This is a genomic window from Arthrobacter sp. SRS-W-1-2016 (assembly GCF_002009585.1).
GTDB classification, from domain to species: domain Bacteria; phylum Actinomycetota; class Actinomycetes; order Actinomycetales; family Micrococcaceae; genus Arthrobacter; species Arthrobacter bambusae_A.
The window spans coordinates 50,159-72,884 of the sequence record NZ_MTPV01000060.1 but is presented as its reverse complement, the minus strand read 5'-3'; the positions used below and the strand labels follow the sequence as shown (position 1 = coordinate 72,884).

Annotated in this window: 22 protein-coding genes; 14 read left to right on the top strand and 8 right to left on the bottom strand. The window is 66.8% G+C overall.

Annotated features, from left to right (window positions below; all coding sequences use genetic code 11):
- Positions 1-2 precede the first annotated feature (2 nt).
- Positions 3-1,319 (top strand): Dyp-type peroxidase, encoded by a 1,317-nt coding sequence (locus BMF89_RS15035; RefSeq protein ID WP_078107916.1) that lies wholly within the window; start codon positions 3-5, stop codon positions 1,317-1,319.
- Between the two features lie 102 nt (positions 1,320-1,421).
- Entirely contained in the window at positions 1,422-2,477 is a 1,056-nt protein-coding gene (locus tag BMF89_RS15030; RefSeq protein WP_078107915.1) for an iron ABC transporter substrate-binding protein, read from the top strand.
- Between the two features lie 599 nt (positions 2,478-3,076).
- Here the strand turns inward: BMF89_RS15030 and BMF89_RS15025 are convergent.
- The 3 genes from BMF89_RS15025 to BMF89_RS15015 form a co-directional block, all read right to left on the bottom strand.
- The gene (locus BMF89_RS15025) at positions 3,077-5,596 is read right to left on the bottom strand and encodes a DUF2156 domain-containing protein (RefSeq protein WP_253190834.1); all 2,520 of its coding nucleotides are present in this window, start codon (positions 5,594-5,596) and stop codon (positions 3,077-3,079) included.
- Positions 5,597-5,681: 85 nt separating this feature from the next.
- A complete protein-coding gene (locus BMF89_RS15020; RefSeq protein ID WP_078107913.1) occupies positions 5,682-6,416 on the bottom strand; it encodes a phosphatase PAP2 family protein in 735 nt (244 codons plus the stop codon).
- Between the two features lie 140 nt (positions 6,417-6,556).
- Positions 6,557-6,946 carry a BlaI/MecI/CopY family transcriptional regulator gene (locus BMF89_RS15015; protein ID WP_078107912.1) on the bottom strand — a complete coding sequence of 130 codons (390 nt, stop codon included), beginning with the start codon at positions 6,944-6,946 and terminating at the stop codon, positions 6,557-6,559.
- Between the two features lie 102 nt (positions 6,947-7,048).
- On the opposite strand from BMF89_RS15015, the gene BMF89_RS15010 reads away from it, so the two are divergent.
- From BMF89_RS15010 to ftsW, 7 genes are all read left to right on the top strand, one after another.
- The gene (locus BMF89_RS15010) at positions 7,049-7,684 is read left to right on the top strand and encodes a ferric reductase-like transmembrane domain-containing protein (protein ID WP_078107911.1); all 636 of its coding nucleotides are present in this window, start codon (positions 7,049-7,051) and stop codon (positions 7,682-7,684) included.
- A 3-nt stretch (positions 7,685-7,687) separates the two neighbouring features.
- Positions 7,688-7,924 carry a ferredoxin gene (locus tag BMF89_RS15005; protein ID WP_078107910.1) on the top strand — a complete coding sequence of 79 codons (237 nt, stop codon included), beginning with the start codon at positions 7,688-7,690 and terminating at the stop codon, positions 7,922-7,924.
- Positions 7,921-9,177 carry an FAD-dependent oxidoreductase gene (locus BMF89_RS15000; RefSeq protein ID WP_171983508.1) on the top strand — a complete coding sequence of 419 codons (1,257 nt, stop codon included), beginning with the start codon at positions 7,921-7,923 and terminating at the stop codon, positions 9,175-9,177. Before BMF89_RS15005 ends, BMF89_RS15000 begins: the two co-directional genes overlap by 4 nt.
- Positions 9,178-9,598: 421 nt before the next feature.
- Complete coding sequence (locus BMF89_RS14995) at positions 9,599-11,806, top strand: transglycosylase domain-containing protein (RefSeq protein ID WP_253190836.1); 2,208 nt, start codon at positions 9,599-9,601, stop codon at positions 11,804-11,806.
- Positions 11,806-11,988 (top strand): hypothetical protein, encoded by a 183-nt coding sequence (locus BMF89_RS21690; protein WP_139359692.1) that lies wholly within the window; start codon positions 11,806-11,808, stop codon positions 11,986-11,988. The genes BMF89_RS14995 and BMF89_RS21690 overlap by 1 nt, the downstream gene beginning before the upstream one ends.
- The gene (locus tag BMF89_RS14990) at positions 11,981-13,324 is read left to right on the top strand and encodes an LCP family protein (protein ID WP_078107907.1); all 1,344 of its coding nucleotides are present in this window, start codon (positions 11,981-11,983) and stop codon (positions 13,322-13,324) included. The genes BMF89_RS21690 and BMF89_RS14990 overlap by 8 nt, the downstream gene beginning before the upstream one ends.
- A gap of 151 nt (positions 13,325-13,475) precedes the next feature.
- Positions 13,476-14,780 carry a putative lipid II flippase FtsW gene (gene ftsW / locus BMF89_RS14985; protein ID WP_078107906.1) on the top strand — a complete coding sequence of 435 codons (1,305 nt, stop codon included), beginning with the start codon at positions 13,476-13,478 and terminating at the stop codon, positions 14,778-14,780.
- Between the two features lie 595 nt (positions 14,781-15,375).
- Here the strand turns inward: ftsW and BMF89_RS14980 are convergent.
- The 5 genes from BMF89_RS14980 to BMF89_RS14960 form a co-directional block, all read right to left on the bottom strand.
- A complete protein-coding gene (locus BMF89_RS14980; protein WP_078107905.1) occupies positions 15,376-16,938 on the bottom strand; it encodes a multicopper oxidase family protein in 1,563 nt (520 codons plus the stop codon).
- Between the two features lie 34 nt (positions 16,939-16,972).
- Positions 16,973-17,248 (bottom strand): cytochrome c biogenesis protein CcdA, encoded by a 276-nt coding sequence (locus BMF89_RS14975; protein WP_253190833.1) that lies wholly within the window; start codon positions 17,246-17,248, stop codon positions 16,973-16,975.
- Between the two features lie 238 nt (positions 17,249-17,486).
- On the bottom strand, positions 17,487-18,086 hold the full coding sequence (locus tag BMF89_RS14970) for a DUF305 domain-containing protein (RefSeq protein ID WP_078107904.1): 600 nt from the start codon (positions 18,084-18,086) through the stop codon (positions 17,487-17,489).
- Positions 18,087-18,228: 142 nt separating this feature from the next.
- On the bottom strand, positions 18,229-18,696 hold the full coding sequence (locus BMF89_RS14965; RefSeq protein ID WP_078107903.1) for a hypothetical protein: 468 nt from the start codon (positions 18,694-18,696) through the stop codon (positions 18,229-18,231).
- A gap of 206 nt (positions 18,697-18,902) precedes the next feature.
- Entirely contained in the window at positions 18,903-19,229 is a 327-nt protein-coding gene (locus tag BMF89_RS14960; RefSeq protein ID WP_078107902.1) for a hypothetical protein, read from the bottom strand.
- Between the two features lie 101 nt (positions 19,230-19,330).
- Between BMF89_RS14960 and BMF89_RS14955 the strand changes: the two genes are divergently transcribed.
- The 5 genes from BMF89_RS14955 (at position 19,331) to BMF89_RS14935 (ending at position 22,699) form a co-directional block, all read left to right on the top strand.
- Positions 19,331-19,723 (top strand): BlaI/MecI/CopY family transcriptional regulator, encoded by a 393-nt coding sequence (locus BMF89_RS14955; RefSeq protein WP_216353829.1) that lies wholly within the window; start codon positions 19,331-19,333, stop codon positions 19,721-19,723.
- Entirely contained in the window at positions 19,720-20,598 is an 879-nt protein-coding gene (locus BMF89_RS14950; RefSeq protein WP_078107900.1) for a M56 family metallopeptidase, read from the top strand. Before BMF89_RS14955 ends, BMF89_RS14950 begins: the two co-directional genes overlap by 4 nt.
- Before the next feature lie 83 nt (positions 20,599-20,681).
- On the top strand, positions 20,682-20,930 hold the full coding sequence (locus BMF89_RS14945; protein WP_078107899.1) for a hypothetical protein: 249 nt from the start codon (positions 20,682-20,684) through the stop codon (positions 20,928-20,930).
- A gap of 45 nt (positions 20,931-20,975) precedes the next feature.
- A complete protein-coding gene (locus BMF89_RS14940) occupies positions 20,976-22,229 on the top strand; it encodes an MFS transporter (protein WP_078107898.1) in 1,254 nt (417 codons plus the stop codon).
- Positions 22,230-22,462: 233 nt separating this feature from the next.
- Positions 22,463-22,699 carry a hypothetical protein gene (locus tag BMF89_RS14935; RefSeq protein WP_078107897.1) on the top strand — a complete coding sequence of 79 codons (237 nt, stop codon included), beginning with the start codon at positions 22,463-22,465 and terminating at the stop codon, positions 22,697-22,699.
- The last annotated feature ends 27 nt before the right edge of the window (positions 22,700-22,726 follow it).

The window sequence follows — 22,726 nt, the reverse complement described above, 5'->3', positions numbered from 1 at the left end:
CGATGAGAAAAAACAAGCCAAACCCGCCTCTCGCCGAGACGACGACGTCGGAGCCCACCACCGTCTCCCACGCACGTCTGGGACGGCGGTCGTTCCTTCTTGGCGCCGGAACAGGAACGGCGGCTGCAGCCCTGACGGCCGCCGCCATGTCCTCTTCGGCCCAAAACAGCCCGGTGCATCCCGTTCCGGGTCCGGAAGAGACAGCCGTTGACTTCCACGGCATCAACCAGGCGGGTATCTACAGGCCTGCCGGCCAGCAACAGCACGCCTGCTTCGCCGCGTTCCGGGTCTTGGCCAAGGACCGGGAAGAACTCAAGGCCCTGCTGCAGACCCTCTCCCTGAAAGGAACGCATCTGGCCGCGGGACAGCGCGCGGATGCCCCGGTGCCGTCCACCGAACTGCCCGCTATCAGCGGAGGTCCGCCCGCAAACTCAGGAATCCTTGGAGAGGACATCCCGCCGTGTTCCTTCACGATGACCGTTGGCCTGGCATCAAGCGTCTTCGACAATGCGGCCTACGGGTTGGCCGGCAAAAAACCCAAAGGCCTGACGGAGATGAAAATCTTCCCCAACGACGCCCCGGATCAGGCCTGGATGGGCGGGGACCTGCTCCTCCAACTCTGCGCGGACTCGACGGACATGATCCACTACGCGCTGCGGGACATCACCAAAGCCACCCGGGGGGCCATGCAACTGCAATGGAAGATCAACGGATTCCAGTCAGCTCCCAGGCCCTCCGGTGCAACGAGGAACTTGTTCGGCTACAAGGACGGCATCGTCAACCCCGCACCGCAGGAACCGCTGGTCTGGATCGGCAAAGACTCCGGCCAACCGGACTGGGCGCTCGGCGGAACCTTCATCGTGGTGCGCCTGATCAGGATGCTTGTTGAGTTCTGGGACCGCGTCGGTCTGGGCGAACAGGACAACATGATCGGTCGGCACCGTGCCACCGGGGCCCCGCTGGGCTCTGCGAACGAAAACGACAAGCCCGATTACGCCAACGACCCCAAAGGCGAGACCATCCCCCTGGATGCCCACATCCGCCTGGCCAACCCGCGCACGCCGGCCACGGACAGCTCACGGTTCCTGCGGCGTGGCTACAACTACGATCTCGGCATTGACCTGAACGGCAACATGCAGGCCGGGCTGATCTTCGCCAGCTTCCAGCAGAACATCCAAACCCAGTTCGAGGCGGCCCAGACCCGGCTGATCAACGAGCCTATGACGGACTACATCCAACCTTTCGGCGGCGGCTACTTCATCGGTCTGCCCGGTGTGAAGGACAGCAACGGCTTCCTCGGGCAGGGACTGTTCTCCTAAGGCTCGCGCCAGGGTGCTGCACCCAGAACTGCCAAAACAACCCCAACAAACTCCCAACCCCCAATAATTCCGGTCACAGCCGGAAACCTCGAAAGGCCCCCCATGAAATTCGGCATCAAACCCGCCACGCCCCTTGCCGTCGCCACCCTGCTGGCGCTTTCGGCCTGTGGCGGCGCACCGACCGGGACCGCAACCGGTAGTGCCACAGCCGGCGCAGCGGAATCCGGCGGCGACGGCATCGTCGTCTACAACGCGCAGCACGAAAACCTCACCGGCGCATGGGTGGACGCCTTCACCAAGGAGACGGGAATCAAGGTCACGCTCCGCAACGGTGCCGACCTGGAAATGAGTAACCAGCTCACAGTGGAAGGCAAAAACTCGCCCGCGGACGTCTTCCTGACGGAGAACTCCCCGGCCATGGTCCGCATCGCGGGTGCGGGCCTGCTCGCCCCGGTCGACCAGGGGACCCTGACGCAGGTCCCTGCGCAGTACCGGCCCTCCACCGGTGACTGGACGGGCATCGCGGCCCGCTCCACCGTGCTGGCCTACAACAAGAGCAAGCTCACTCCCGGCCAGCTCCCCAAGTCCTTGATGGACCTCGCGGACCCGGCGTGGAAGGGACGCATCGGCGCATCCACTGGCGGAGCGGATTTCCAGGCCATCGTCAGCGCCATGCTCGCGCTCAAGGGGGAAGACGCAACGCAGAAATGGCTGGAGGCGGCGAAGAGCAGCTTCAAGTCCTACAAGGACGACACTCCGGTGCTCGCGGCCGTCAACTCCGGCGAGGTCGACGCGGGCGTCCTGTACCACTACTACTCCTTCGTGGATCAGGCCCAGACTGGAGAAAACAGCAAGAACGTTGATCTCCACTACTTCAAGAACGAGGACCCCGGCGCGTTCGTCAGCGTCTCCGGCGGCGCCGTCCTGGCCTCCAGCAAGAAACAAGCCCAGGCCCAGCAGTTCCTGAAGTTCATCACTGGTAAAGCGGGCCAGCAGGTGCTCCAGACCGGGGACTCCTTTGAATACACCGTCGGATCCGATGTGCCGGCCAGCTCCAAGCTCGTACCCCTCAAGGACCTCCACGCACCTTCGGTCGACCCGGCCAAACTCAACAGCGAAAAGGTCACCGAGCTGATGACCAAAGCCGGGCTCCTCTAATCCCCCCGGGCCGGTTTGCCGCTGCGGGCCGGCCCCAGGGCAGCACCCAGCGGCTACATTCCGCTTCGTCTTTTCTGGCCTTGCCCCAACAGAACACGGCTGCGACGACTCCGGCCACACCTATGGCAAAAGCAATGGCGATGCCCATTTCAACACCATGAATCCCCCTGGTTCGATGAACGAATAGACACTCACACCGCGCAGCCTTCATCACGGGACTATCTCATAAACGGGACTGTCCCTTCTGGACCGGGGTGCTTCCTTTTGACTTGATGGTCTTTGCTTGTGTCGGGTGTGAACTCCGCGAGGATCTCTCTGGTGCTTTTGTTCAGGACGAAGGCGTCGGGTTCTGCGGTGAGGACCGGGACGGTGGTGCTGTTGTGGGCGCGGCAGATTCCCAGGTGGCTGAGCCTGCCGGCGTGGCGGAGGCGGACTTTTGGAGGCGGACATTTCCGGTGTTGTCCACGCGGTCCGTGCGGACCTGGGGTGTCCTGTTGCCGGTCCTGTGGCGGGGAGTGCTTTGGGCGTCGCGGTGTAGGCCTGGGACAGTGTTCCTTGCGGGCTTTGACCGCAAGCAAGCACGGAATGCTCTTCCGTCTCTATCCGGATCCTCCGCGCCGGGGCTGGTCCGGCGATTCGTGGCGGCTGCCGGAGGGCCCGGAGCGTCCGGGCCGGTGGAAGATCCGGCCTGCCAAGGCCAGCCCTGCTCCGAGGCTGAGGGTGGGCAGGTAGGCCCGTGCGACGGCCGTTCCAACGGCAGGCAAGGAAGCGGCGTCGGGGTAGAGCATGTAGAGGGGTTCGTACCTCGGCTGGAACTTTGCCTTGAACGCCAAGAGGGACCTGAACCCGTACACCGGTTCCAAAGTCGCGCCCAACCAATCGAGCAACCGGTCAAGGCTGCCGGGAGGCCGGGATCGTGGCCTGGGCCGTGGCATTTCGGAAGGATCCTCGGCGATCCGTGCCAGGGGCGCTCCGGAGAGGCTGAGGAATTCGCATCCTTCATCCTTGAGGCTGAGTGCCGCGGAGGCGATGAGGAATTCGATGCTGGCACGGAAGCCATTGCTGCGGCGCCGCATGAAATCCAAAGTCCAGCCCACGATGTGTCCGTTGCGGTACACAGGCAACCAGGACGTGACAGCGTGAACGGTGTGGCGCTGGTCAATCGCGAGCAAGCAGCGCACCTCCGGGTCGTCGAGCTCGTCCAGGCTGCCGAGGGTAAAGCCCATTTCGGGCATGTTCCTGTCCGCTACCCATTCTTCGGAGATCTCCTCGATCTGCACCTGGACGGAGAAAGGAGCCGAGGCGTAGCTCGTCCACTCGTAGCGGATGCCCTCCTTCGCGGCGCTGTTCAGGGCTGTGCGGATGTCCTGGAACTTCTTTCCCTTGAAGGAAATCGAATGCAGCGGCAGGACCGTTTCCTGGGCTACCTGGGCAGAGCTCCAACCGGAAGAGTCCGCATGATCGCGCAGTTCCCGGGGCACCGAGTAGAAACACGGCGTCCACCCATTGCCCCTGCAGTGGCGGGCAAATTCCGCAAAGGCGGCGCCCATCTCGGATTTGGGTCCCACCGGGCCACCAAGCGTGAGCGCAACTCCCGTGCTGACCCGGTACGCGACAAAGGACTGTCCTGAAGCGGAGAACCAATACATGTTTCCCGGCCAGGTAGTCATCCAAGACAGCGAGCTGCCTTCCCACGTCTTGATGATCTTCCGCGCACGCTCGGTACTGGCGTCGTGCCGTAGATGGGTCTGGTGAAGGAAAGTCTTGAAGATCAGGACACCCGCAACGGCCCAGAAGAGGACTCCGACGCCTTCGTAGACGAGAACGGCGGACGTGCCCTGGGGGAAGAAGGCCGGAGGCACGTCCAGTACGAAGCCCAGCGGAAGGAAGCGGTCGGGGATATCCGCCAGTAGATCCGGCAATCCCGGAACCGGGGAGAAATCCTGGGCGAGGAGGAGCCCTGCAGCGACGTAGACCACACTGAGCGCAGCCGCCATGACAAGAACTTGGACGGCAAGGCGCTTGTAGGTTCCAGCCGGTGCCGTGACGTGAAACAGCTGCCGGGTTGCGAGCAGAACGATGGTCAGCGCAAGGGGCAGAAGCAGCGGCAGGGCCAGGGTGAGCGGCTGCGAGGAGCCTGACCCTTCGATCGCGGCGATCCCCTCGCTTGCCCCGGTATCCGAGGTAGTCGGCTGCAGGACTCCCGCAATGGCAATTCCGGCCAGGACGGACAGGGCCAATTGGATCAGCAGCGCCCCGGCCCACGCAAATCGCCGTCCGCGACGAAGGCCGTCCGCGAGCAATAGGAGGAGGAACGACGGGAGGATGGCCATGAAGATCCCGCCGGCCCCGGCGCGCAACTGCAGTTGGGCGACGGCACAGTCCTTCACCTGCGCCGGATCCGCACAGAGGGTCTGGAGCGCTTGGGAGTCTACCGGCTGGATGTTGGTGAACAGGAAGCGCAGGATGGACAGCGGTCCCACGGCATGCGGGACGAGGCCGGCGACCACCGGGCCGATCGCCGAGGCGGCAATGAGCAGCGCGATCAGCACGCGGCCTTCGTGCCGGGTACTGACCGGGCGACCGAAGCGCGGCCGACGGCCCAGCAGTAGTGGCCCGAGAATCGTGCCTGTCCCTGCGGCGCCGAGCCTCACGAGATCCGCGAACCCTCCGCTGTAGAGTGCCAGGAGCAGCAACAGGGCGAAGACGACCAGCCGGATGCGGCGCCTCCACAGGGTGGCCATGGACGCCGTCCCGGCCATGGCCGCGCCGATGATGAAGGCACTCGGACCCATGAAGAGATGGCCGCCCAGCTCCTGCGTCCAGCTCCCCAGCAAACCCCGGGCCGTGGCCAGGAATCCAAGGGCAACGCCAACGCCCAGAATCTGGCTGGAGACGGCAGCGATAGCGTACGCCCGCCATCCCATTCGCCGTTCCAAGGGCACACCGAGCAGCGACACCACGAGGGTTCCCAGCACATAGCCTGTCGTCCCTGGGGCCCACACGGCGGAAGCCACGACGGCCCACCAATGATCAGGTACGGAGCGAGGCGTCAGGGCGACGTTGAGCCGCCATTGAGCGTCCGGTCCAGTGACGAGGCTCGAGGTCAGGGCACCCAATCCCCAGAAGACGATGAGAAAACCCAGGGTGAGCCATGGGATCGGAGGTTTCGTCGTACGCGCTTTGAAGGGCCCGGGTTGGAGATTAATTGTTGGCCGTACGGCGGGGCTGCGGAAGCGGGGTCAATTTGCGGATCAGTGGTGTCTGGCGGAGTCGGGGCTCGATGAGCCTGTTCCAGAAGGGTAGCCAGAGCAAGATACCGGCTGTGCTGATCAGTAGTGATCCCAGCACATCCGTGGGATAGTGCACACCGAGATACAGACGCGAGAACGCGACAGCAACGACAAAGACCACGCCGGTGATGGCGGTGACGATGCGCTGCCTGGGGGTGCGGGCCAGGACCAGAACGGCGGCCCACACCAGGGAGGCGGCGAAGGCTGTGTGGCCGCTGGGGAAGCTGTCGTGTCCGGTTTCGATGATCAGCGCGTGGGTGATCGAGGAGGGAGGCCGGAGCCGGGCGACGGCGATTTTCCCGATTTCTGAGGAGAGCCAGCCGATGGCAGCCGTGGATCCGAAGGCCAGTGCGGTGAGCGGTTTCCTGAAAGCCACCAGCAGCACCAGACAGATTAGGAACAGGATGAGGACGTTTCCGGCTGGGGACAGCACGTTGTTCACGACCACGGCAAGGACCGTTTGCATCGTGGTCCGGTCGCGGATCATGTCGACGTCCCATGCAAGGTCAGGGCCCGGGGAGCCATAGAACTTTGCCAGCGTGCCGATAGTCAAGGTGAGGGCAAATAGGACTAGCGAAGCGGGCACGAACCACCACGAGCGTAGCGGCAGACCCAAGGCAGGGACGGGAGGGGCGAACTGTTTCATGTCTTCCTTACGGGGCAAGGGGGTCCGGGACCCTTGTGCGGCCATGTTGGTAGGAGGTTTCACCCCGAGGACGAGGGGTGGACGGCATAGGTGTTTCTTAGGGGAGGACGCCCTCATAGGCCTGCCGAGACGCGAAATGATTACGGCCGCCGCCCCGGCCGGCCCTCCAGCAGTGCCCGCAGCATCGCCTCGTCGGCGGGGCCGATCGCGTCCACGAACCCCTGCAGCACCGCCGCGCGGTCCGCGCCGCGGGCCAGGACCCGGGCCATCCGCTCGGCCGCATCGGCCGACCCGTCCGGGACGGGCCGGAACACGAACGCCCGTCCGACCTTCTCCCGGGCCACCCTGCCCTTGCCCAGCAGACGGGTCAGGACCGTCAGGACCGTCTTGTAGGACAGCTCCGGCGCCCCCAGGCCTTCGTGCACCTCCGCGCCGGTCAGGGGCCGGTCCGCCGCCCACAGCACCATCAGGACCTGCCCCTCCAGCTCCCCGTGCCGGCGGCGCCCTTCCTCATGCTCACCCGCGTGCATGCGTGCCTTCCGTTCGCTCCGACCCAAACCTGAGTCTGACATATTGTAGGATAATGGTTCCTACAATGTGTAGGACACTCTAGTTGAGTTTACCCCGAGGAGATGACCTTGCTCGATACCTTCCATGCCGCCCTGGCCGCGGCACCGGCGCTGGCGGTGCCGGCGGAGCAGTACACACCCTACGACCAGGGCATCCGGCACATCGCGACGCTCGCGGGCTTCCTTTCCTACGGGCTGATGGCGTTGACGGTGTGCTTCGGGATTCTCACGACCACGGGGTGGGCGCGGCGGATGGTCGCCCGGTCGGCCATGTCGGCCACGCACATGGTCCTGGCCGTGACTGCGCTGACCTTCGGGGTCCTGCACGGGGTGTCCTATATCTTCCAGACCGGGCAGTCGTTCCGTCCGATCAACGCGGTGGTTCCCTTCATCGCCGGCGGAGACACCAGCGTCGGGCTGGGCATCATCGGCCTGGAGCTGGGCGTAGCCGTGGCCGTCTCGATCGTCCTGCAGCGGCGCCTGGGCTACCGGCGCTGGCACCTGGTGCACTACCTCGCTTATGGTTCGTTCGCAGCGTCCCTGATCCACACCTTCACCGCCTCGGCCGAGGTGCAGGCCCTGGGCCTGCTCGGCGTGGGCGTGCTCGGCTGCGCAGCGGCCTGCGGGCTGCTGTTCCTGCTGCGCCTGCTGCCTGCCCGCGCCGCAGCGGGCCTTCGCATCGCCCCCCAGGAGGCCTGAGCCATGGCACTGGAACCCAAAACGGCCCCACCGGCCAGGGTGAGCGTGAGCGTGGACAACGGCCACTGCCATCTCTACGGCCTGTGCCAGCAGGAGGCCCCCGAGGTGTTCGGCCTCGGCCCCGACGGGCGCCTGCGCTACACGCCCTCCCCTGCCGCGTCCGAGACCGCACAGGTCCTTCAGGCCGCAAGGATCTGCCCCATGGCCGCCATCACCATCAACAGGAGGAGAGCCCTGTGACCCCCTCCCTTCCCGCGACTCTGGCCTACGAACGGATCGTCGTCGTCGGGGCCGGTCGGGCCGGCTTCTCCGCCGCCGAGCGGCTGCGGGCCATCGGCTTCACCGGCGAACTGATCATCCTCGGCGCCGAACCCCACCGGCCCTACAACCGCACCCACCTCTCCAAGGGCCTGCTCGCCGGGACCCGCAGCGCCAGGGACCTGCCCCTTCGCGCCCACACCCGCCTGAACGCGCGCTGGCGCACCGGATCCGCAGCCGCCGCCCTGGACGTCCCGGGCCGTCGGGTCCTCATGGACGACGGTAGGGACGTCTGGTTCGACCGGCTCGTCATCGCCACCGGCACCCGCGCCGCGCACCTGCCGGGGGCGCCCATGCACTCCCCGCACGTGTGGGCGCTGCGCACCATCCAGGACGCGTACGCCATCGACCGGGCCATGGCCCGCGCCCGCCGCGTCGCCGTTATCGGAGGAGGGTTCATCGGTTCCGAGATCGCCTCCACCGCCCGCGAACGCGGACTCGCAGTGACCCTCATCGACCGCAGCCCCGTCCTGCTCCGCCGTTCGCTGGGCAACGCGCTCGGCGCGGCGGCCGGAGACCTGCACCGGAAAGCCGGGGTCCGCCTTCACCTCGGCGTCGCCGTCGCCGGCTGGACCGAGACCCCCCGCGGCGTCGTCCTCGACCTCGAAGACGGGGAGACCGTCGAGGCGGACCTGGCCGTCGTCGGAGTCGGCACCGAACCCGACACCGGCTGGCTGGAGGGCTCCGGGCTCGACACAGCCAACGGGGTACTGTGCGATGAGGCCTGCCGCGCCCTTGACCTGAACGGCCGGCCGGTGGAGGGCATTGTCGCCGCCGGCGACATCGCACGCTGGCCGAACCTCCGCTTCGACGCGACCCCGCGACGCATCGAACACTGGATCAACGCCATCGAAATGGGACAGGCCGCCGCCGACACACTCACCACCGACCCCGGCACCCAGGCCCCCTACACCCCCGTGCCGCGCTTCTGGTCACACCAGCACGGGACCAGGATCCAATCCGCCGGCATGCCCCAACTCGGAGAGCACATGCACATCCTCGAAGGCTCCCTGGACGCGAACCGCTTCCTCGCCGGCTTCACCGCACCCGACGGGCACCTCGCCGGACTGATCGCCTTCAACGCCCCCCGGTCCCTGCTCGCCCACCACGCCTCCATCGGTTTCCCCGTCCGGCAGTCCATGACCGGGGCCCTCCAGACCACGGGCGGCCCGTAACTGAGGAACCGGGAAGAGTGCACCGGCCGGAGTCCCGGGCCCGGCTTTCCGGCACCCCCAGACGCGCCCGGCCGCAAGGGCAGGAACCCGGGCGCTCGAGACGCACGCGGCAACCCCGGAGAGTGACCCCCCGACGGGCTCCACACCCCGAGCAACGCCTGAGATCCCGGAGCCGGGCCCAGCGGACTGAGAATGCGGGCCACCCGGGGTCCGGCCCTTGGCCGCACCCCGCCGGAACCGACAACCAGCCAGCGCGATCCATCGCCAGAGAGAGAGACATATGTTCAAGCGGATACGGACTTGGCAAGATAGGCGCTCCGGCGTGTCCCGGCGGCACGAGGCAGCCGGGCCCGCCACCGCGGCCGCCGTGGCCTCCGGCAGGAACCCGCTCTTGGACACGGGAACAACGCTCGGCCGGATCATGGTCTTCCTCGGCGTCAGTGCGGTCTGCGGGGTGCTCGTGGCCGGCCTGCTGGTGCCCGCCGCGGCCGTGGCCGGGATCGCGGCGAACGGCTCGGTCCAGTTCTTCAACGGACTGCCCAGCGAGCTGACAGTGGCCCCGCCCGGGCAGGTGACGAGGGTCCTCGCGGCCGACGGATCGCAGATCGCGACGCTGTTCAACGAGAACCGCACCCAGGTCCCTCTCGAGCAGATGTCCCCCACCATCAGGAACGCGATCGTCGCGATCGAGGACTCCCGCTTCTACCAGCATGGGGGGATCGACCCAACCGGCATCCTGCGCGCCCTCGCGACGAACGCCGGCGGCGCCCATCAGGGCGCCTCGACGCTGACCCAGCAGTACGTGACCAACGTGCTCAACAACAACCTCATCGCCCAAGGCAAAGACACCCAGGTCGTGCTCAACGGGCAGAAGAACATCGGCGACAAACTGCGGGAGATGAAGCTTGCCATCGCCCTCGAGAAGCAGTACACGAAGGACCAGATCCTCGCCGGATACCTCAACCTCGTCTCCTTCAACGGTAACGCCTACGGCATCCAGGCCGCAGGCCAGTACTTCTTCTCCGTCGACGCCAAGGACCTCACCCTGCCCCAGGCGGCCCTGCTCGCCGGCCTGGTCAACGGGCCCGCGCTGTTCGACCCGACCCAGCACCCCGAGGCGTCCAAGAAGCGGCGGGACCTGGTGCTCGACGCGATGCTCCAGCACGGCTACATCAACCAGCAGCAGCACGACGAGGCCGTCAACACCCCGATCCAGCTCAAGGTCAACCCGCCCAGGCAGGGCTGCGCCTACGCGGCCCAGGCACAGTACTTCTGCGACTACGTCCTCCACCAGATCCAGAACGACCCCGCCTATGGCACGACGCAGGAGGACCGGATCCAAAAGATCACGCGCGGCGGCCTGACCATCAAGACCACCCTGGACCCGCGCCTCCAGGGACCCGCCCAGGCCCAGGTCGACTCCACAGCAGGCGCGAACCCGGATAAGTGGGGCGCCTCCCTCGTGACGGTCCAGCCCGGCACGGGCAAGGTCCTCGCGATGGCGCAGAACTCGCGTACGCTCGGCACCGGCTTCGTCTCGGTCTACAACTTCAACGTCGACAGCGCGGACGCCAACGGCAACGACCTGGGCGGCGTAGGCGGCATGCAGCCCGGTTCGACCATGAAACCCGTGACCCTCGCGGCCTGGCTCGGCGAGGGTAAAGCGACGAACCAGACAGTAGACGCCTCCAGGCGGCGATACGGTGTCAACTACCCGTGGAAGACCACATGCGGGCGCGTCCAGGGCTGGTTCGACGGCACTGTTCCGCCCTCTGAGGACCTCCAGAACGACGAACCCAACTGGTATCGGCCCATGACCGTCCGGGAGGGCATCTACCAGTCGATCAACACCGCGACGTTCGCGTCCCTCGCCGGACTGAACGACTTCTGCGATGTGCAGCGGGCCGCCGACGCCGTGGGCCTGCACCTGGGCGACGGGAAAGACCAGAAGATCGACCTCTCGACCCTCGGCAATATCCTGGGCAGCCAGAACGTCGCCCCCCTGACGATGGCCAACGCGTTCGCGACGTTCGCCGCGAACGGCACGTACTGCCCGCCCGTCTCGATCTCCGAAGTCGACGACGCCCAAGGCAAGCAAATCGGCGGCCAGACATCCGCGTGCCAGCCGAACGCCCTGAAACCGGACGTCGCGAAGGCCACCACCAACGTCCTCCAGGACGTCCTCACCAAGGGCTCCGGCCTGCTCATCCCACAAAAGCTCGGCGTCCCGGCCGCCGCCAAGACCGGCACCAACCAGTACAACAACCAGACCTGGGTCCTCGGCTACACCAAGGGCCTGGCCACGGCGTCTTTCTTCGGAGACCCCTTCAACGGAAGCGCCGCACGGCTCGGACGCAACATCACGGTCAACGGCAAGTACTACCCCGTGGTGGACGGCGCCTACATCGCCGGCCCGCAATGGGCGCAGTACATGCAGCAGGCGGTCAGCCTCTACGACCACGGCGACTTCGACGCCCCGCCGCAAAACCTCATCGGCGGTTCCCCGCCAAAGACCCGCGGCAGCGACCAGGCCACCGGCGGGACGACCCCGGGCCAGGCTCCGGAGCCGACCGTACCCCAGCCCTCGACAGCACCGTCGAAGGACGGCAACGGGAACGGGAAGGGCTGATGCCCCTCATGGCAGCCAGGCCAGGTCGCGCCACGGGCTGGCCGGCGAGGGCCACTGCCGGCCTCGCGGCACGTCCCGTGATCGACGCGGGCACCTGCGCAGACACCACGCTCCGGGCCTCGGTGTTCGCCCCCGGGACAGCCACCTGCCGGCCCCTTCAGAAAGGAGAATCCGATGACTGAAACCAACAATGCGCAACCGCCCTCCCTGTATGAGCAGCTCCTGAAGCGTGATCGGGACCGTAAGTTCCGCCGTCGCAGGATTGTCCTCGTCGCCGTGCTGGCCGCGGCCGCACTCGTCGCCGGCGTCATCATGTATGCGGGCGGTACCGCGCTCAGTTTCAACGCAAACCTCCACCGCTCCGGCGCCCTGAACGCCCAGGATGTCCCGAAGCTGAGCAAGGACACGAACATCCTCGTCATGGGATTGGATACCAGGGTTGACGAAAAAGGCCAGCCTCTTCCTCCGGAAATGTACGACGCCCTGCACGCCGGGGACCAGAGCATCGGCGGCTACAACTCCAACGTCCTGATGCTCATCCACATCCCCGCGGACGGCTCCAAAGCCACGGGCATCTCCATCCCCCGCGATGACTACGTCCAGGTCAGCGGCATCCCCGGAGGGCCCTTCAAAGCCAAAATCAAGGAAGCCTACGGCTACGGATTCGACGCCGCAAAGAACTCCCTGATCAACGCCGGTAAAGCCGATGACGACACCACCTACCAGGCGGCCCGCGACGCCGGCCGCAAGGCCGAGATCGCCACCGTCACGCAGTTCCTGGGCGGCGTCCACATCGACCATTTCATCGAAGTCACCATGGCCGCGTTCTACCAGACCGCCCAGGCCATCGCCCCCATCACCGTGTGCGTCAACCGGGCCACCCAGGACACCTTCTCCGGCGCCGACTTCAAAGCCGGCATCCAGCAGATCGACGCCAAACAAGCCATGGCCTTCGTCCGGCAGCGCCGGGACACGTCCGACCCGACATACCAGTTCTCGGACCTGGACCGCGAACGCCGCCAGCAAGCCTTCATCACCTCCGTGTCCCACCAGCTCAAAGACGCCGGAACCTTCACCGACATCGGCAAAATGCAGGGCGTGCTGGACGCGGTGAGCAAGAACATCGTGGTCGATTCCGAACTGAACCTCATCGAACTGGCCCAGCAGGCAACCTCCCTGACCGGCGGAAACATCTCCTTCACGACCCTGCCGATCACCGGCTTCGGCTGGTCACCCGAGGGCGCATCCATCAACACCGTGGACCTCAACCAGGTCCAAGCGGCCGTGAAGGAACTCCTCACCCCCGCACCGCCACCGACACAGCAAGCACCCGGTACAAACACCACCGCCCCAGACCCGGCACCGGTACCGGCCAATCCGGCTCCGGCAAACGCAGCACCCGAAACCCCCGCACCGGCCAACCAAACACCGACCAACCCGGCACCGGCGCCCACCACAAGCACCTACGCCGACTCCACAGGAGCCCTCCAAGGCGGCACCATCCCCTGCGTCAAATAAGAGCACGCCTATAGCAGGCGGGGCCGTCCCGAACTGTCCACACGAACCCCTCTCAGGACCGGACACCAGCCGTGTCCGATGTCCCTGTCTCATCATTCCCTCGCCCGACCAGTGATCTTCCGTCAGCGCGGGCCCTGAAGCAAGGAGCAAGATGATGGCCACACTGGAGCAGGAGCGGCCGCCCAGCAGAGTGCGGCCGCTGTGGCGGCGCCTCGAGGGCCCGGGCACGCCCGGGGCGGGCGCCGGCTACTACCTGATCCTCGGCTCGACCCTGGCGCTCACCGCGATCGGCATCATGATGGTGCTCTCCGCCTCGAGCGTCGAGAGCATCGCGCGGGGGGAAAGCCCATACACGGCCGCCCTGAAGCAGGCGGCGTTCGGCGTCGTGGGCGTCGTGGGCATGCTCATCATCTCGAGGATCAAAGTCCGGTGGCTCAAGCGGCTCGCGTGGCCCGGCATCGGGGCCACGCTCGTGCTCCTTGTGCTCGTCCAGCTCATCGGCAAGCGGGTCCTGGGCAACCGCAACTGGATCGACGTGGCCGGCTTCAGCATCCAGCCCTCGGAGTTCGCCAAGCTCCTCCTGGCGCTGTGGATGGCGACCATCCTTGACAGGAAGGCGTCCCTGCTCGGCAACTGGCTGCACGCGATGCTGCCGGTCCTCCCGGTGGGGCTGGGGGTCGCGGGGCTCGTCATCGCAGGCCACGACCTCGGAACGACCCTCGTGATCCTGCTCGTGACGGCCGCGGGCCTGTTCTTCGGCGGCGTGCCCGCGCGGCTCTTCCTCGCATCGGTGGCGCTCATGGCCGTTGGAGCCACAGCGTCCGCGATCACCAGCCCCAACCGGATGTGCCGCATCTACTCGTGGCTCGGGCAGTCCCCGGCCGAGTGCACCCAGGGCGCGGACTTCGGCTACCAGGTCCAGAACGGCCTCCGGGGGTTCGCCTCGGGCGGATGGCTCGGGGTCGGCCTGGGCCAGAGCCGGCAGAAGTACAACTGGATCCCCGAGGCGCAGAACGACTTCATCTTCTCGGTGCTCGGGGAGGAGCTCGGCCTGTTCGGCACCATCCTCGTCCTCGCCCTCTTCGTCGTGCTTGCCGTGGCGATTTCCCGCGTCGCGGTCCGGCAGCAGGAGCTCTTTCCCCGCGTCCTCACAGGAACGATCATGGTCTGGCTGATCGGGCAGGCGGTCCTGAACATGGGCATGGTCACGGGACTGCTGCCCGTGGTCGGGGTCCCGCTGCCGTTCATCTCCTCGGGAGGTTCCGCGCTTGTGAGCTGCCTGTGCGCCGTCGGGGTCGTCCTGTCCCTGGCCCGCGAGGGGATCCGGCCCGCCGGTACCGGCTGGCCCGCAAAACGGGTCGTGCGGAGGGAGCCCTGCCAGCCTTCCAACCCGGCACCGATGCCCGAATCCAGAAAGCCGCGGCAGACGGGAAGCCGCGGAAAGCCGAGGCCGTGACACGCTGGGACAGCGCTCGGAGGCCCATGCGGCGTGGCGCCCCACCAAGCGGATCTCGACGTCGAGCTGAGGCCAAGCGCGTTGCCCCCCATCCCCGACCTGATCTGCGCGGGCGATGCCGCGCGTGCCCGGGGCCGGCACGGCCGATGTTCCGGTCGGAGTCCGGTTCGGGCGGCGGTTCAGCGGGGACCGGCCCCGGCACGGCCGCACCCGATGGACTCCACCGCGACGGCACGCCCATCGGGTGCATCGGCGGACCGGCATCCGCCTCGTTCCCAGGCGATCGACTCGACGACCCCAGCTCCACACCGGAAGATGGGAGGGCCATGATCAGTGGAAGGCACCACGCCACCGCCCGACTTCGCCGCCATCGTCGGCCTGCAGTGCGCGTACTCAGGCAGAAGGTGCCCTGGGCCGGCGTATGCGGCGGGACCTCGCATCGATATCGATGGCAGGAGGACCACGCCCGAAGGCGTGCCCGGCGCACAGCACAGTTCAGAACCCGTTCCCAGCCATACCCGTGCTCCCCATGGTGCTGATCCGACGGTCCCGAGAAGTTCCCCGGTGGTGAGTGCCGCGGCTCGCATGGCACCGGTTACTTGATGTAGGAAAAGAGGGCCATCATGCCCCGCTCCGCATGGTAGGCATTGTGGCAGTGGACCAGCCATTGTCCGGGGTTGTCGGCGTCGAAAACGACGGTGACGCTCTGCTTGGGCCGGACGATGACGGTGTCCTTGCGGGCTCCGCCGGCACGGACCTGGAAGGTATGGCCGTGCAGGTGCATGGGGTGCCACATGTCGGTGTCGTTGGTGAATTTCACCTCGACCCTTTCGCCGGCCTTGACCTCGAAGGGGTGCTCGAAGGGTTTGTTTATATCGAAGCGGTTGCCGTTGATGCCCCAGTCGTATTTGGCCATGCCGCCGGTGAGCCTGAGTTCGTGGGTGCGGTCCGGGGTCCTGTCCTTCAGACTGACGGTAGGGTCGGCTTGGAGTTGGCCGCCGTCGACGACGGTTCCGTCCAGGATGTCCGGCAGCACCGCCGGCAGGGGTTTCTTGCCCGTGCCGGTGCTGACGAACCCCAGGGCCTGGCCCGGTTTGCCCTCTGGGAGGGCCATGACGGGTGTGAACCCTTCGCGGACGGTGAGCAGGGCGTCGATGCGTTCACCCATGCCGAGCACGACGGCATCGACGTCCTGGTGCTGGACGGGGAACCCGTCGGCGTGGGTCAGTGTGAGTCTCTGGCCGGGGATGCCGACGCGGTAGGCGGTGTCTCCGGCTGCGTTGATGATCCGCAGCCGGATGATGTCCCCTGCCTTGGCCGGGAGGATCTCGGATTGCTCTGGTGTCTGTCCGTTGAACAGATGAAAGGGGTAACTGACGTCGCCCGCGTCCCCGCCGAGGAAGTCACTGCGGGAACCCATCAGCATGTGCTTCATGCCCGATCCCATGCCCATGGAACCGGACGACGGCGTCGGGGAGGACCCCATGGGACGATGATCCATCCCACCTCCCATCGACATGCCCTGCTCGAGTTCCTTCAGGACGTCGTCGGGGGTGCCCGTGATGCCGTCCATCCAGTCGTCCAGGACGATGACCCAGTCCTTGTTGTAGCTGAGGGACTCCTTCGGGTCTTCCACGATCAGTGCCCCGTAGAGGGCGCGTTCGCGCTGCATGTCCATGTGCGAGTGGTACCAGTAGGTACCGGGATGGGGAAGCCGAAAGCCGTAGGTGAATCCGTCACCGGCCGCAATCGGCTCCTGGGTGACGTGCTGGACGCCGTCCTGGTCGTTCCTCAGGGCCAGCCCGTGCCAGTGGATGGCCGTCGGGTCCTTGAGGCCGTTGGACAGGTGCACGGTCAGGAAATCGCCGGCCCTGGCACGGATCGCAGGTGCGACCAGCGCCCCGTTGTAACCCCAGGTCGTGAGGGTTTTGCCGGCCACGGTTGCGGCGAAGGTACCGGCGTTTAGCGGCTGGGTGATGGTGGTCCCTGTGAAGGGGCGCCGGGCTTCGTAGACGGCGACGACCGGGTCCGTGGGCATCACCCGGGCGGGATGGCCGGCCGCGGGGACGGGGGTGTTCGAGCAGGCAGCCAGGGCTGCCGTCGCGGCGCCGGCGACCGACAGACCGAGGAAGAGCCGGCGGTTCAGATCGATGTGCATGGGAAGTCCTTAGGGCAGTATGGTTCCGCGGATGTCAGATGGGGGCGAGTAAGGTCCGGAGAGGCTTTGCAGCTGGTAAATCCACCGCACCCGGACACCGATGACCATGACCATGACCATGACTGACGAGCATGGACGCTCCGACGATGGTCGCGATCCGGAAGTGCCGGCGCACGAAGGCCAGGGCCGAGCTGACCCAGCCCAGGCCCATGGCCATCAAGGCGAAGGGGATGCCCAGTCCCAGACAGTAGGCGAAGGCCAGCAGCGCGCCCCGGCCGGCGCTGCCGGTGGTGACGCTCAGGGACAGCACGGCGCTAAGCGACGGCCCATGCAGGGGGTCCGGCCGAGGACGAAGACGATGCAGGCCGGTCCACGTCCCAGGGTGATCTTGCGGTCTGCTGCAGCCAGGGCACGAGCCCGAGCAGGGCGGCGCCTATCAGGATCACCACGATGTTGGGCCCGGGTGGATGCCGGCTCCAAGTATGGGTGCGGAAAGGGATCTCCTGTGCCGGCCCCGAAACTGGGGCCGGCACAGGAGGGTCTGCTGGCTAGAAGGTGGCCAGCAGGTTCTTCATTTCCTGGATTTCCGCTTCCTGGGAGGCCACGATGCTCTTGGCGAGTGCGACCGCGCCGGAATTCTTTCCAGCCGCTGCTTCGGTCTTGGCCATCGCCACAGCACCTTGGTGGTGGGCGATCATCTGGGTCAGGAACAGCTTCGCTGCCTCCGTTCCTTGGGCGGCGTCGAGCTTTGCCATGTCGTCCGTGCCCATCATGCCCGTCATGCTGTGGCTGGCAGACATGGTCGCCGATTCGTTCCAGCTTTGGAGCCAGGCGGTCATTTTGTCGATCTCGGGAGCCTGCGCGGCCTTGATCCTGGTGGCCAGGGCCGTTACCGCGGCGGGAATGTTCTGTTTTTTGAGGAGCGTGTCACTCATGTCCACGGCCTGGGCATGGTGGGGGATCATCGACTGGGCGAACATCGTGTCGTCTGAGCTGTGGTCGCCAGCGGCGACCGGGGCAGAGCCGGATGCCATGGCGGAACTGTCATGGCTCATGCCGGGCATGCTGCCGCCGGTTCCGCCCGAGCAACCCGCCAGAGCGAGGACAGTGGCAACGGAGGCGGCGGAAATGGTCAGAATCTTCTTCATAAAATCAGGGGTCCTTAATGACATCAGGGGGCGCGTGGCGCCATCGGCGTGTGACGCACCGGAAACGAGACCCGGCGGGGCCTGTGGGGTGCGTCAGGGTGGGGACTGGGCGCAGGAAACAATCCTGCGCGGCAGCGCCGATTTACGTCCGGCTGATGCAGAGTTCGCCCGGCGAAGGACTGACAGGAAGATAAGGGTGCGCGGGAGCACGGTGGGCGAGGCCGGTCCCGGCGTGGAGGACGAATTCTGTTGTGCCGGGCAAAGGAGCGTCAAGGGAGGTATTTCCCGGGGCCGGGATACACGGCTGGTCCATGGAGGACATGGCCGGGCACGGGGTACGGTCCAGGCACGAGGACGTCGACGTCGACGTCGCGACCTCGTCCGGTGCGGCCGTTGAGGCACCCGGAGCGGCCGTGTGTCCGGGGAGGCCGTCAAGCATCACGGGAGCCTCGTGCGGTACTGCTGCGAATCCCGCGGCAACCATGGGCATGTTGTGGGATCCGGTCATGATGTGCATACCGAAGATCCCGGCAATGAGAGCCAGCATCCCGGCGAGCAGGCCCGCCCGGCGCAGGAACGCCCTGGTTCGGCAGGCAACGGCAGCGGTCATGGCATTCCTCCTTCCGGACAGGTTTGTATTCATACAGGGGCTGGTTCTCATTAAGGATACCGGGCTGGGCGTGCCGGCCTGCCTGCGCGCATCAGCACGGCAGCGGCTGCAAGTAGGCGCACCACGGCGACGGCCACAACACCGGCAACCGGCAATGCCGCATTACCCTTTAGCGTGAATTTCCGTACCGATCCTCTTCCGGGCCCCTAATATCGCGCCGCCCAGCGGACACGCAAGAAAGCGGGAAGTAGAATCCACGCGTGATGCTCGGCGACCATGTGCGTCGCGGACAGGCTGTGCCGGCTGACCAGCCGCCGGGCCCATCCGGTGGTGGTCAGGATGCCGAAGCAGACGGTCAGGGCCATCAGCCCGTAGGAAAGGTACCCGGCCAGGGTGGCGATGTGCCGGATGCCTTGGTCGTAGAGTGTGGCGGTGGCGGCCAGGACGGTGAGGGTCCGGGCCGCCCCGGCCAGCGGCCCGACCTGGTGAAGGGTTAGGGTTTTCTCCGTGTCTGTAGACTGAATCCGTGTCATCCTACAGGCGGTAGGATGTAAAATCCTACCCGGTGTAAGACTTGTGCTGTTGTCGGCGCCTGTCTCTGCCGGGTCGGAGGACGGAAGGGTTGAGTATGGGTATGGACACCGGCCAAGGCGGAGGGCGCAGGGAATCGGGGGCGTTGGAGTCCCAGGTCCTGGGGGTGTTGTGGGCCAGTGATCAGGCGATGACCGGCGCGGACGTCCACACGGCGCTCAGCGCACCGGAACTGTCGTACAAGACGATCCTGACCGTACTGACCCGGTTGCAGGCCAAGGGCCGGCTGACGCGGGAAAAGTCCGGCCGGGCGTTTACCTACCGGCCGGTGCCCGACGGGTCCGCGACGGCGGCCGAGCGCATGGCGAAGGTCCTGGCACGAGGGGCTGACCGGTCCGCCGTGCTGCAGGGTTTCCTGGAGGCCATCGACCCGGCCGATGAGGACCTGCTCAGGTCGCTGCTGTCCGCCCCGCGGGATCCCGGGGACCGGACATGATCATCAGCGTCTACCTGCCGCTGCTGGCCGGATGTCTTCTGGCCTGGCTGGGCCCTAGGGCGGCCCGGCGCCTGTCCCCGCCGGCGGCGACCCGGCTCCTGGCCGGCTGCGCCGTGTTTTCCGCCGCCGCGACGGCCGGAACACTCATCCTGCTCTGCGTCGGCGGCCTGATCAACGCCTTCAGTACCGCCCCGCACAGCGCCGGCGGGCTCCCGGTCCGCGACCCCGTGCCTTGGCCGACGGGGGTTGCGGCGGCCGTGGTGCTGGCCGTGATGGCGGTCCGCCTGGTCCGGGCGGTGCGCCGGGAGTGGAGAATGCTGGGCGCCCTGCGGGACCTGGTGTCGGGATGCGGTGAAGGACTGATGGTCCTGGATGATCCGCGCCCGTACGCCTATGCCGTCCCGGTCGGGCATGGAACGATCGTTGTCTCAACGGCCATGATGGCCACCCTCTCGCCGGCCGAACGGCGTGCCCTGCTGGCCCACGAACAGGCCCACCTGGACCACGGCCACCACGGCTACGGGGTGGCGGTGGCTGCTGCTGTTGCGTTCAACCCGCTGCTGGGAGGGATCAGGCGCGAACTGAAGCTGCAGATCGAACGCTGGGCCGACGAGAGCGCAGCACAGCAGGTCACCAGGCCGGTCACGGCCCGGTCCCTGGCACGGGCAGCCCTGGCTGCCGTCACGGCGCCGGCGGCGGCCCTGGCCTACGCCAACAGCAACATCCGTGAGCGCCTTGCCGCCCTGGCGGACACACCGGCGCCGAGCCGATGGGACGCCGTCGTGCCCGCAGCGGTGATCAGTCTCGCAGCCACCGCCACCCTCCTGGACGCCTCCCGGGCATGTTTCCGGATCCTCGAACTGGTGTCCCAATGACCGCCGCACGCTCCACGCCCCCGCGGCCGGCCGGCGCGGGAATGGCTCCATGACGGACCGGCCATGGACCAGGAGGCCAGCGCATGCCCCCCACGCTGTACCGCCCCGTCGATGACTGGCTGGACGGTTCGCCGAACCTCACCGGAATCATCGCAGTCTCGGCCCTCATCGCCGTCATCATCGCCGGCGTGCTGGCCGGCCTGGCCATAATGACAGTGCGCCGCACCAGCCGGCCGAGACGGCAGGACCCGGCGCCGGACCCTGCGCCCCGCCCGCCCGAACACCATCCGGGATCCCCCGGGGCTTCACCGGAGAACCCGGGGGACACGTAGCGTCGCTGTCCCGGACCGGCGTGCCGGACATGAAAGGTGACGGCGATGGATGAACGAGCACTCCGGCCCCCGCCACGAATGCGGGCCTGGTCCTTCGTGCTGGCATTTGGCACGGTGAGCCTCCTCGCCGATTTCGTATACGAAGGTGCCCGCTCGATCACCGGGCCCCTCCTGGCTTCCCTCGGTGCGACCGGCCTGCTGGTCGGGGTGGTCACCGGGGCCGGCGAGGCAGCTGCCCTGGTGCTGCGGCTGGTGTCCGGCCCGTTGGCGGACAGGACCCGGCGGTTCTGGGCCTTAACGATCGGCGGATATGCGCTGACCCTCGCCACGGTCCCGTTCCTGGGTCTTACCGGAGTTCTGTGGGTCGTGTGCGCCCTGGTGATTGCCGAACGGGTCGGCAAGGCCGTGCGCAGCCCGGCCAAAGACACGATGCTCTCCCACGCCACCGCAGTCACCGGCCGTGGCAGAGGCTTCGCCGTCCACGAAGCCATGGACCAGTTCGGCGCCGTCATCGGCCCGCTCACCGTTGCCGGGATGCTGGCCCTGACCGGCGGACAGTACGGGCCGTCCCTGGCGGTGCTCGCCCTGCCCGGGACGGCGGCCCTGGGCCTGCTGGCGTGGCTGCGCACAAAAGTGCCTCATCCGCTGGACTACGAAACGCCCCCGGCTCCCGCGACCGCCCAGGCCGCAGCCGCCGGGGGCCCTGCCGGGCGCCGGCTGCCCCCGGCGTTTTGGATGTACGCCGCCTTCACGGCCATGACCATGGCCGGGTTTGGCACCTTCGGGGTGCTGTCCTTCCATCTGGTGGAGCACCGCGTGCTGTCCCCGGCAGCGGTTCCCCTGCTTTACGCCGCCGTCATGGGCATCGACGCGGTCACCGCCCTGGCCACGGGCTGGATGTATGACCGGTTCGGCCCACGGTCACTGGCGGCGCTGCCGCTGCTGGCGGCCACGGTACCCGTTCTTGCCTTCACCGACAGTGTTCCGCTGGCCGTCACCGGGGCGCTGGTCTGGGGAGCGGCCCTGGGCATCCAGGAATCCACCCTGCGCGCGACCGTGGCCGATCTTGTCCCTCCGGCCAGGCGCGCCACCGCCTACGGTATTTTCGCCGCCGTCATCGGCGTCGCCACCCTGATCGGGGGAACACTCGCCGGCGCCCTCTACGACGTCTCGATCACCGCCCTGATCGCCGTCGCGGCCGTGGTCCAGGCAGCCGCCCTGGCGCTCCTCTTCCGCACAACCCGGCCGGACCCGCCGCACCGCCCGGACTTCCCTGAACGGCTACCGGAAGGCAATTAGATGAATCCAGCGCTGGGGTGGGCTCCGCTCAAACCGTCACACCATCACCGGCGAGTCGGCAGGTGGGCTCAAATCAAACCGTCACACCGGGTCCAACTCAAACTGCCATAACCACCTGCTCTTGTTTCTACGCAAATACAGGAGTGGACTGAGTACGGGCTTGCGCTGTGGCCTGTTGTGACCGTGTGGCGGAGCCTAATCAAAAGGGATGGAACAACCGCTAGGAGAATGTCATGTCCACAGCACCGGAGCAAAAAGCAGTGAAGGCTTATGTCTTCCACGTGAAGCCCGTTGAAGGCGAGGACGAAAAGAAGTGGGATCTGCACAGGATCCGGACCAGCAAGCATGAGCACTTCCACACCGTGCAGCAGGCAGTGGCAGCCGCACACGAGGAAGCCGGAACGCACGCGGCCCACATTGTCATACACGCCCTCGATGGGCATGCCTACCGGGAGTATGACTTGGACTGAGACGAAAAGCGCCAGTTGACGGTTCTT

Bases quoted from the DNA above. Each gene is read 5' to 3' on its own strand.
- BMF89_RS14950 (WP_078107900.1), top strand. From the start codon at position 19,720: ATGATCATCAGCGTCTACCTGCCGCTGCTGGCCGGATGTCTTCTGGCC.
- BMF89_RS21690 (WP_139359692.1), top strand. From the start codon at position 11,806: ATGCCCCTCATGGCAGCCAGGCCAGGTCGCGCCACGGGCTGGCCGGCG.
- BMF89_RS14960 (WP_078107902.1), bottom strand. From the start codon at position 19,229: ATGACACGGATTCAGTCTACAGACACGGAGAAAACCCTAACCCTTCAC.
- BMF89_RS14940 (WP_078107898.1), top strand. From the start codon at position 20,976: ATGGATGAACGAGCACTCCGGCCCCCGCCACGAATGCGGGCCTGGTCC.
- BMF89_RS14955 (WP_216353829.1), top strand. From the start codon at position 19,331: ATGGACACCGGCCAAGGCGGAGGGCGCAGGGAATCGGGGGCGTTGGAG.
- BMF89_RS15005 (WP_078107910.1), top strand. From the start codon at position 7,688: ATGGCACTGGAACCCAAAACGGCCCCACCGGCCAGGGTGAGCGTGAGC.
- BMF89_RS14990 (WP_078107907.1), top strand. From the start codon at position 11,981: ATGACTGAAACCAACAATGCGCAACCGCCCTCCCTGTATGAGCAGCTC.
- BMF89_RS15035 (WP_078107916.1), top strand. From the start codon at position 3: ATGAGAAAAAACAAGCCAAACCCGCCTCTCGCCGAGACGACGACGTCG.
- ftsW (WP_078107906.1), top strand. From the start codon at position 13,476: ATGATGGCCACACTGGAGCAGGAGCGGCCGCCCAGCAGAGTGCGGCCG.
- BMF89_RS15020 (WP_078107913.1), bottom strand. From the start codon at position 6,416: ATGAAACAGTTCGCCCCTCCCGTCCCTGCCTTGGGTCTGCCGCTACGC.
- BMF89_RS15010 (WP_078107911.1), top strand. From the start codon at position 7,049: ATGACCTTGCTCGATACCTTCCATGCCGCCCTGGCCGCGGCACCGGCG.
- BMF89_RS15030 (WP_078107915.1), top strand. From the start codon at position 1,422: ATGAAATTCGGCATCAAACCCGCCACGCCCCTTGCCGTCGCCACCCTG.
- BMF89_RS14995 (WP_253190836.1), top strand. From the start codon at position 9,599: ATGGTCTTCCTCGGCGTCAGTGCGGTCTGCGGGGTGCTCGTGGCCGGC.
- BMF89_RS14945 (WP_078107899.1), top strand. From the start codon at position 20,682: ATGCCCCCCACGCTGTACCGCCCCGTCGATGACTGGCTGGACGGTTCG.
- BMF89_RS14970 (WP_078107904.1), bottom strand. From the start codon at position 18,086: ATGAAGAAGATTCTGACCATTTCCGCCGCCTCCGTTGCCACTGTCCTC.
- BMF89_RS14965 (WP_078107903.1), bottom strand. From the start codon at position 18,696: ATGACCGCTGCCGTTGCCTGCCGAACCAGGGCGTTCCTGCGCCGGGCG.
- BMF89_RS15015 (WP_078107912.1), bottom strand. From the start codon at position 6,946: ATGCACGCGGGTGAGCATGAGGAAGGGCGCCGCCGGCACGGGGAGCTG.
- BMF89_RS14935 (WP_078107897.1), top strand. From the start codon at position 22,463: ATGTCCACAGCACCGGAGCAAAAAGCAGTGAAGGCTTATGTCTTCCAC.
- BMF89_RS14980 (WP_078107905.1), bottom strand. From the start codon at position 16,938: ATGCACATCGATCTGAACCGCCGGCTCTTCCTCGGTCTGTCGGTCGCC.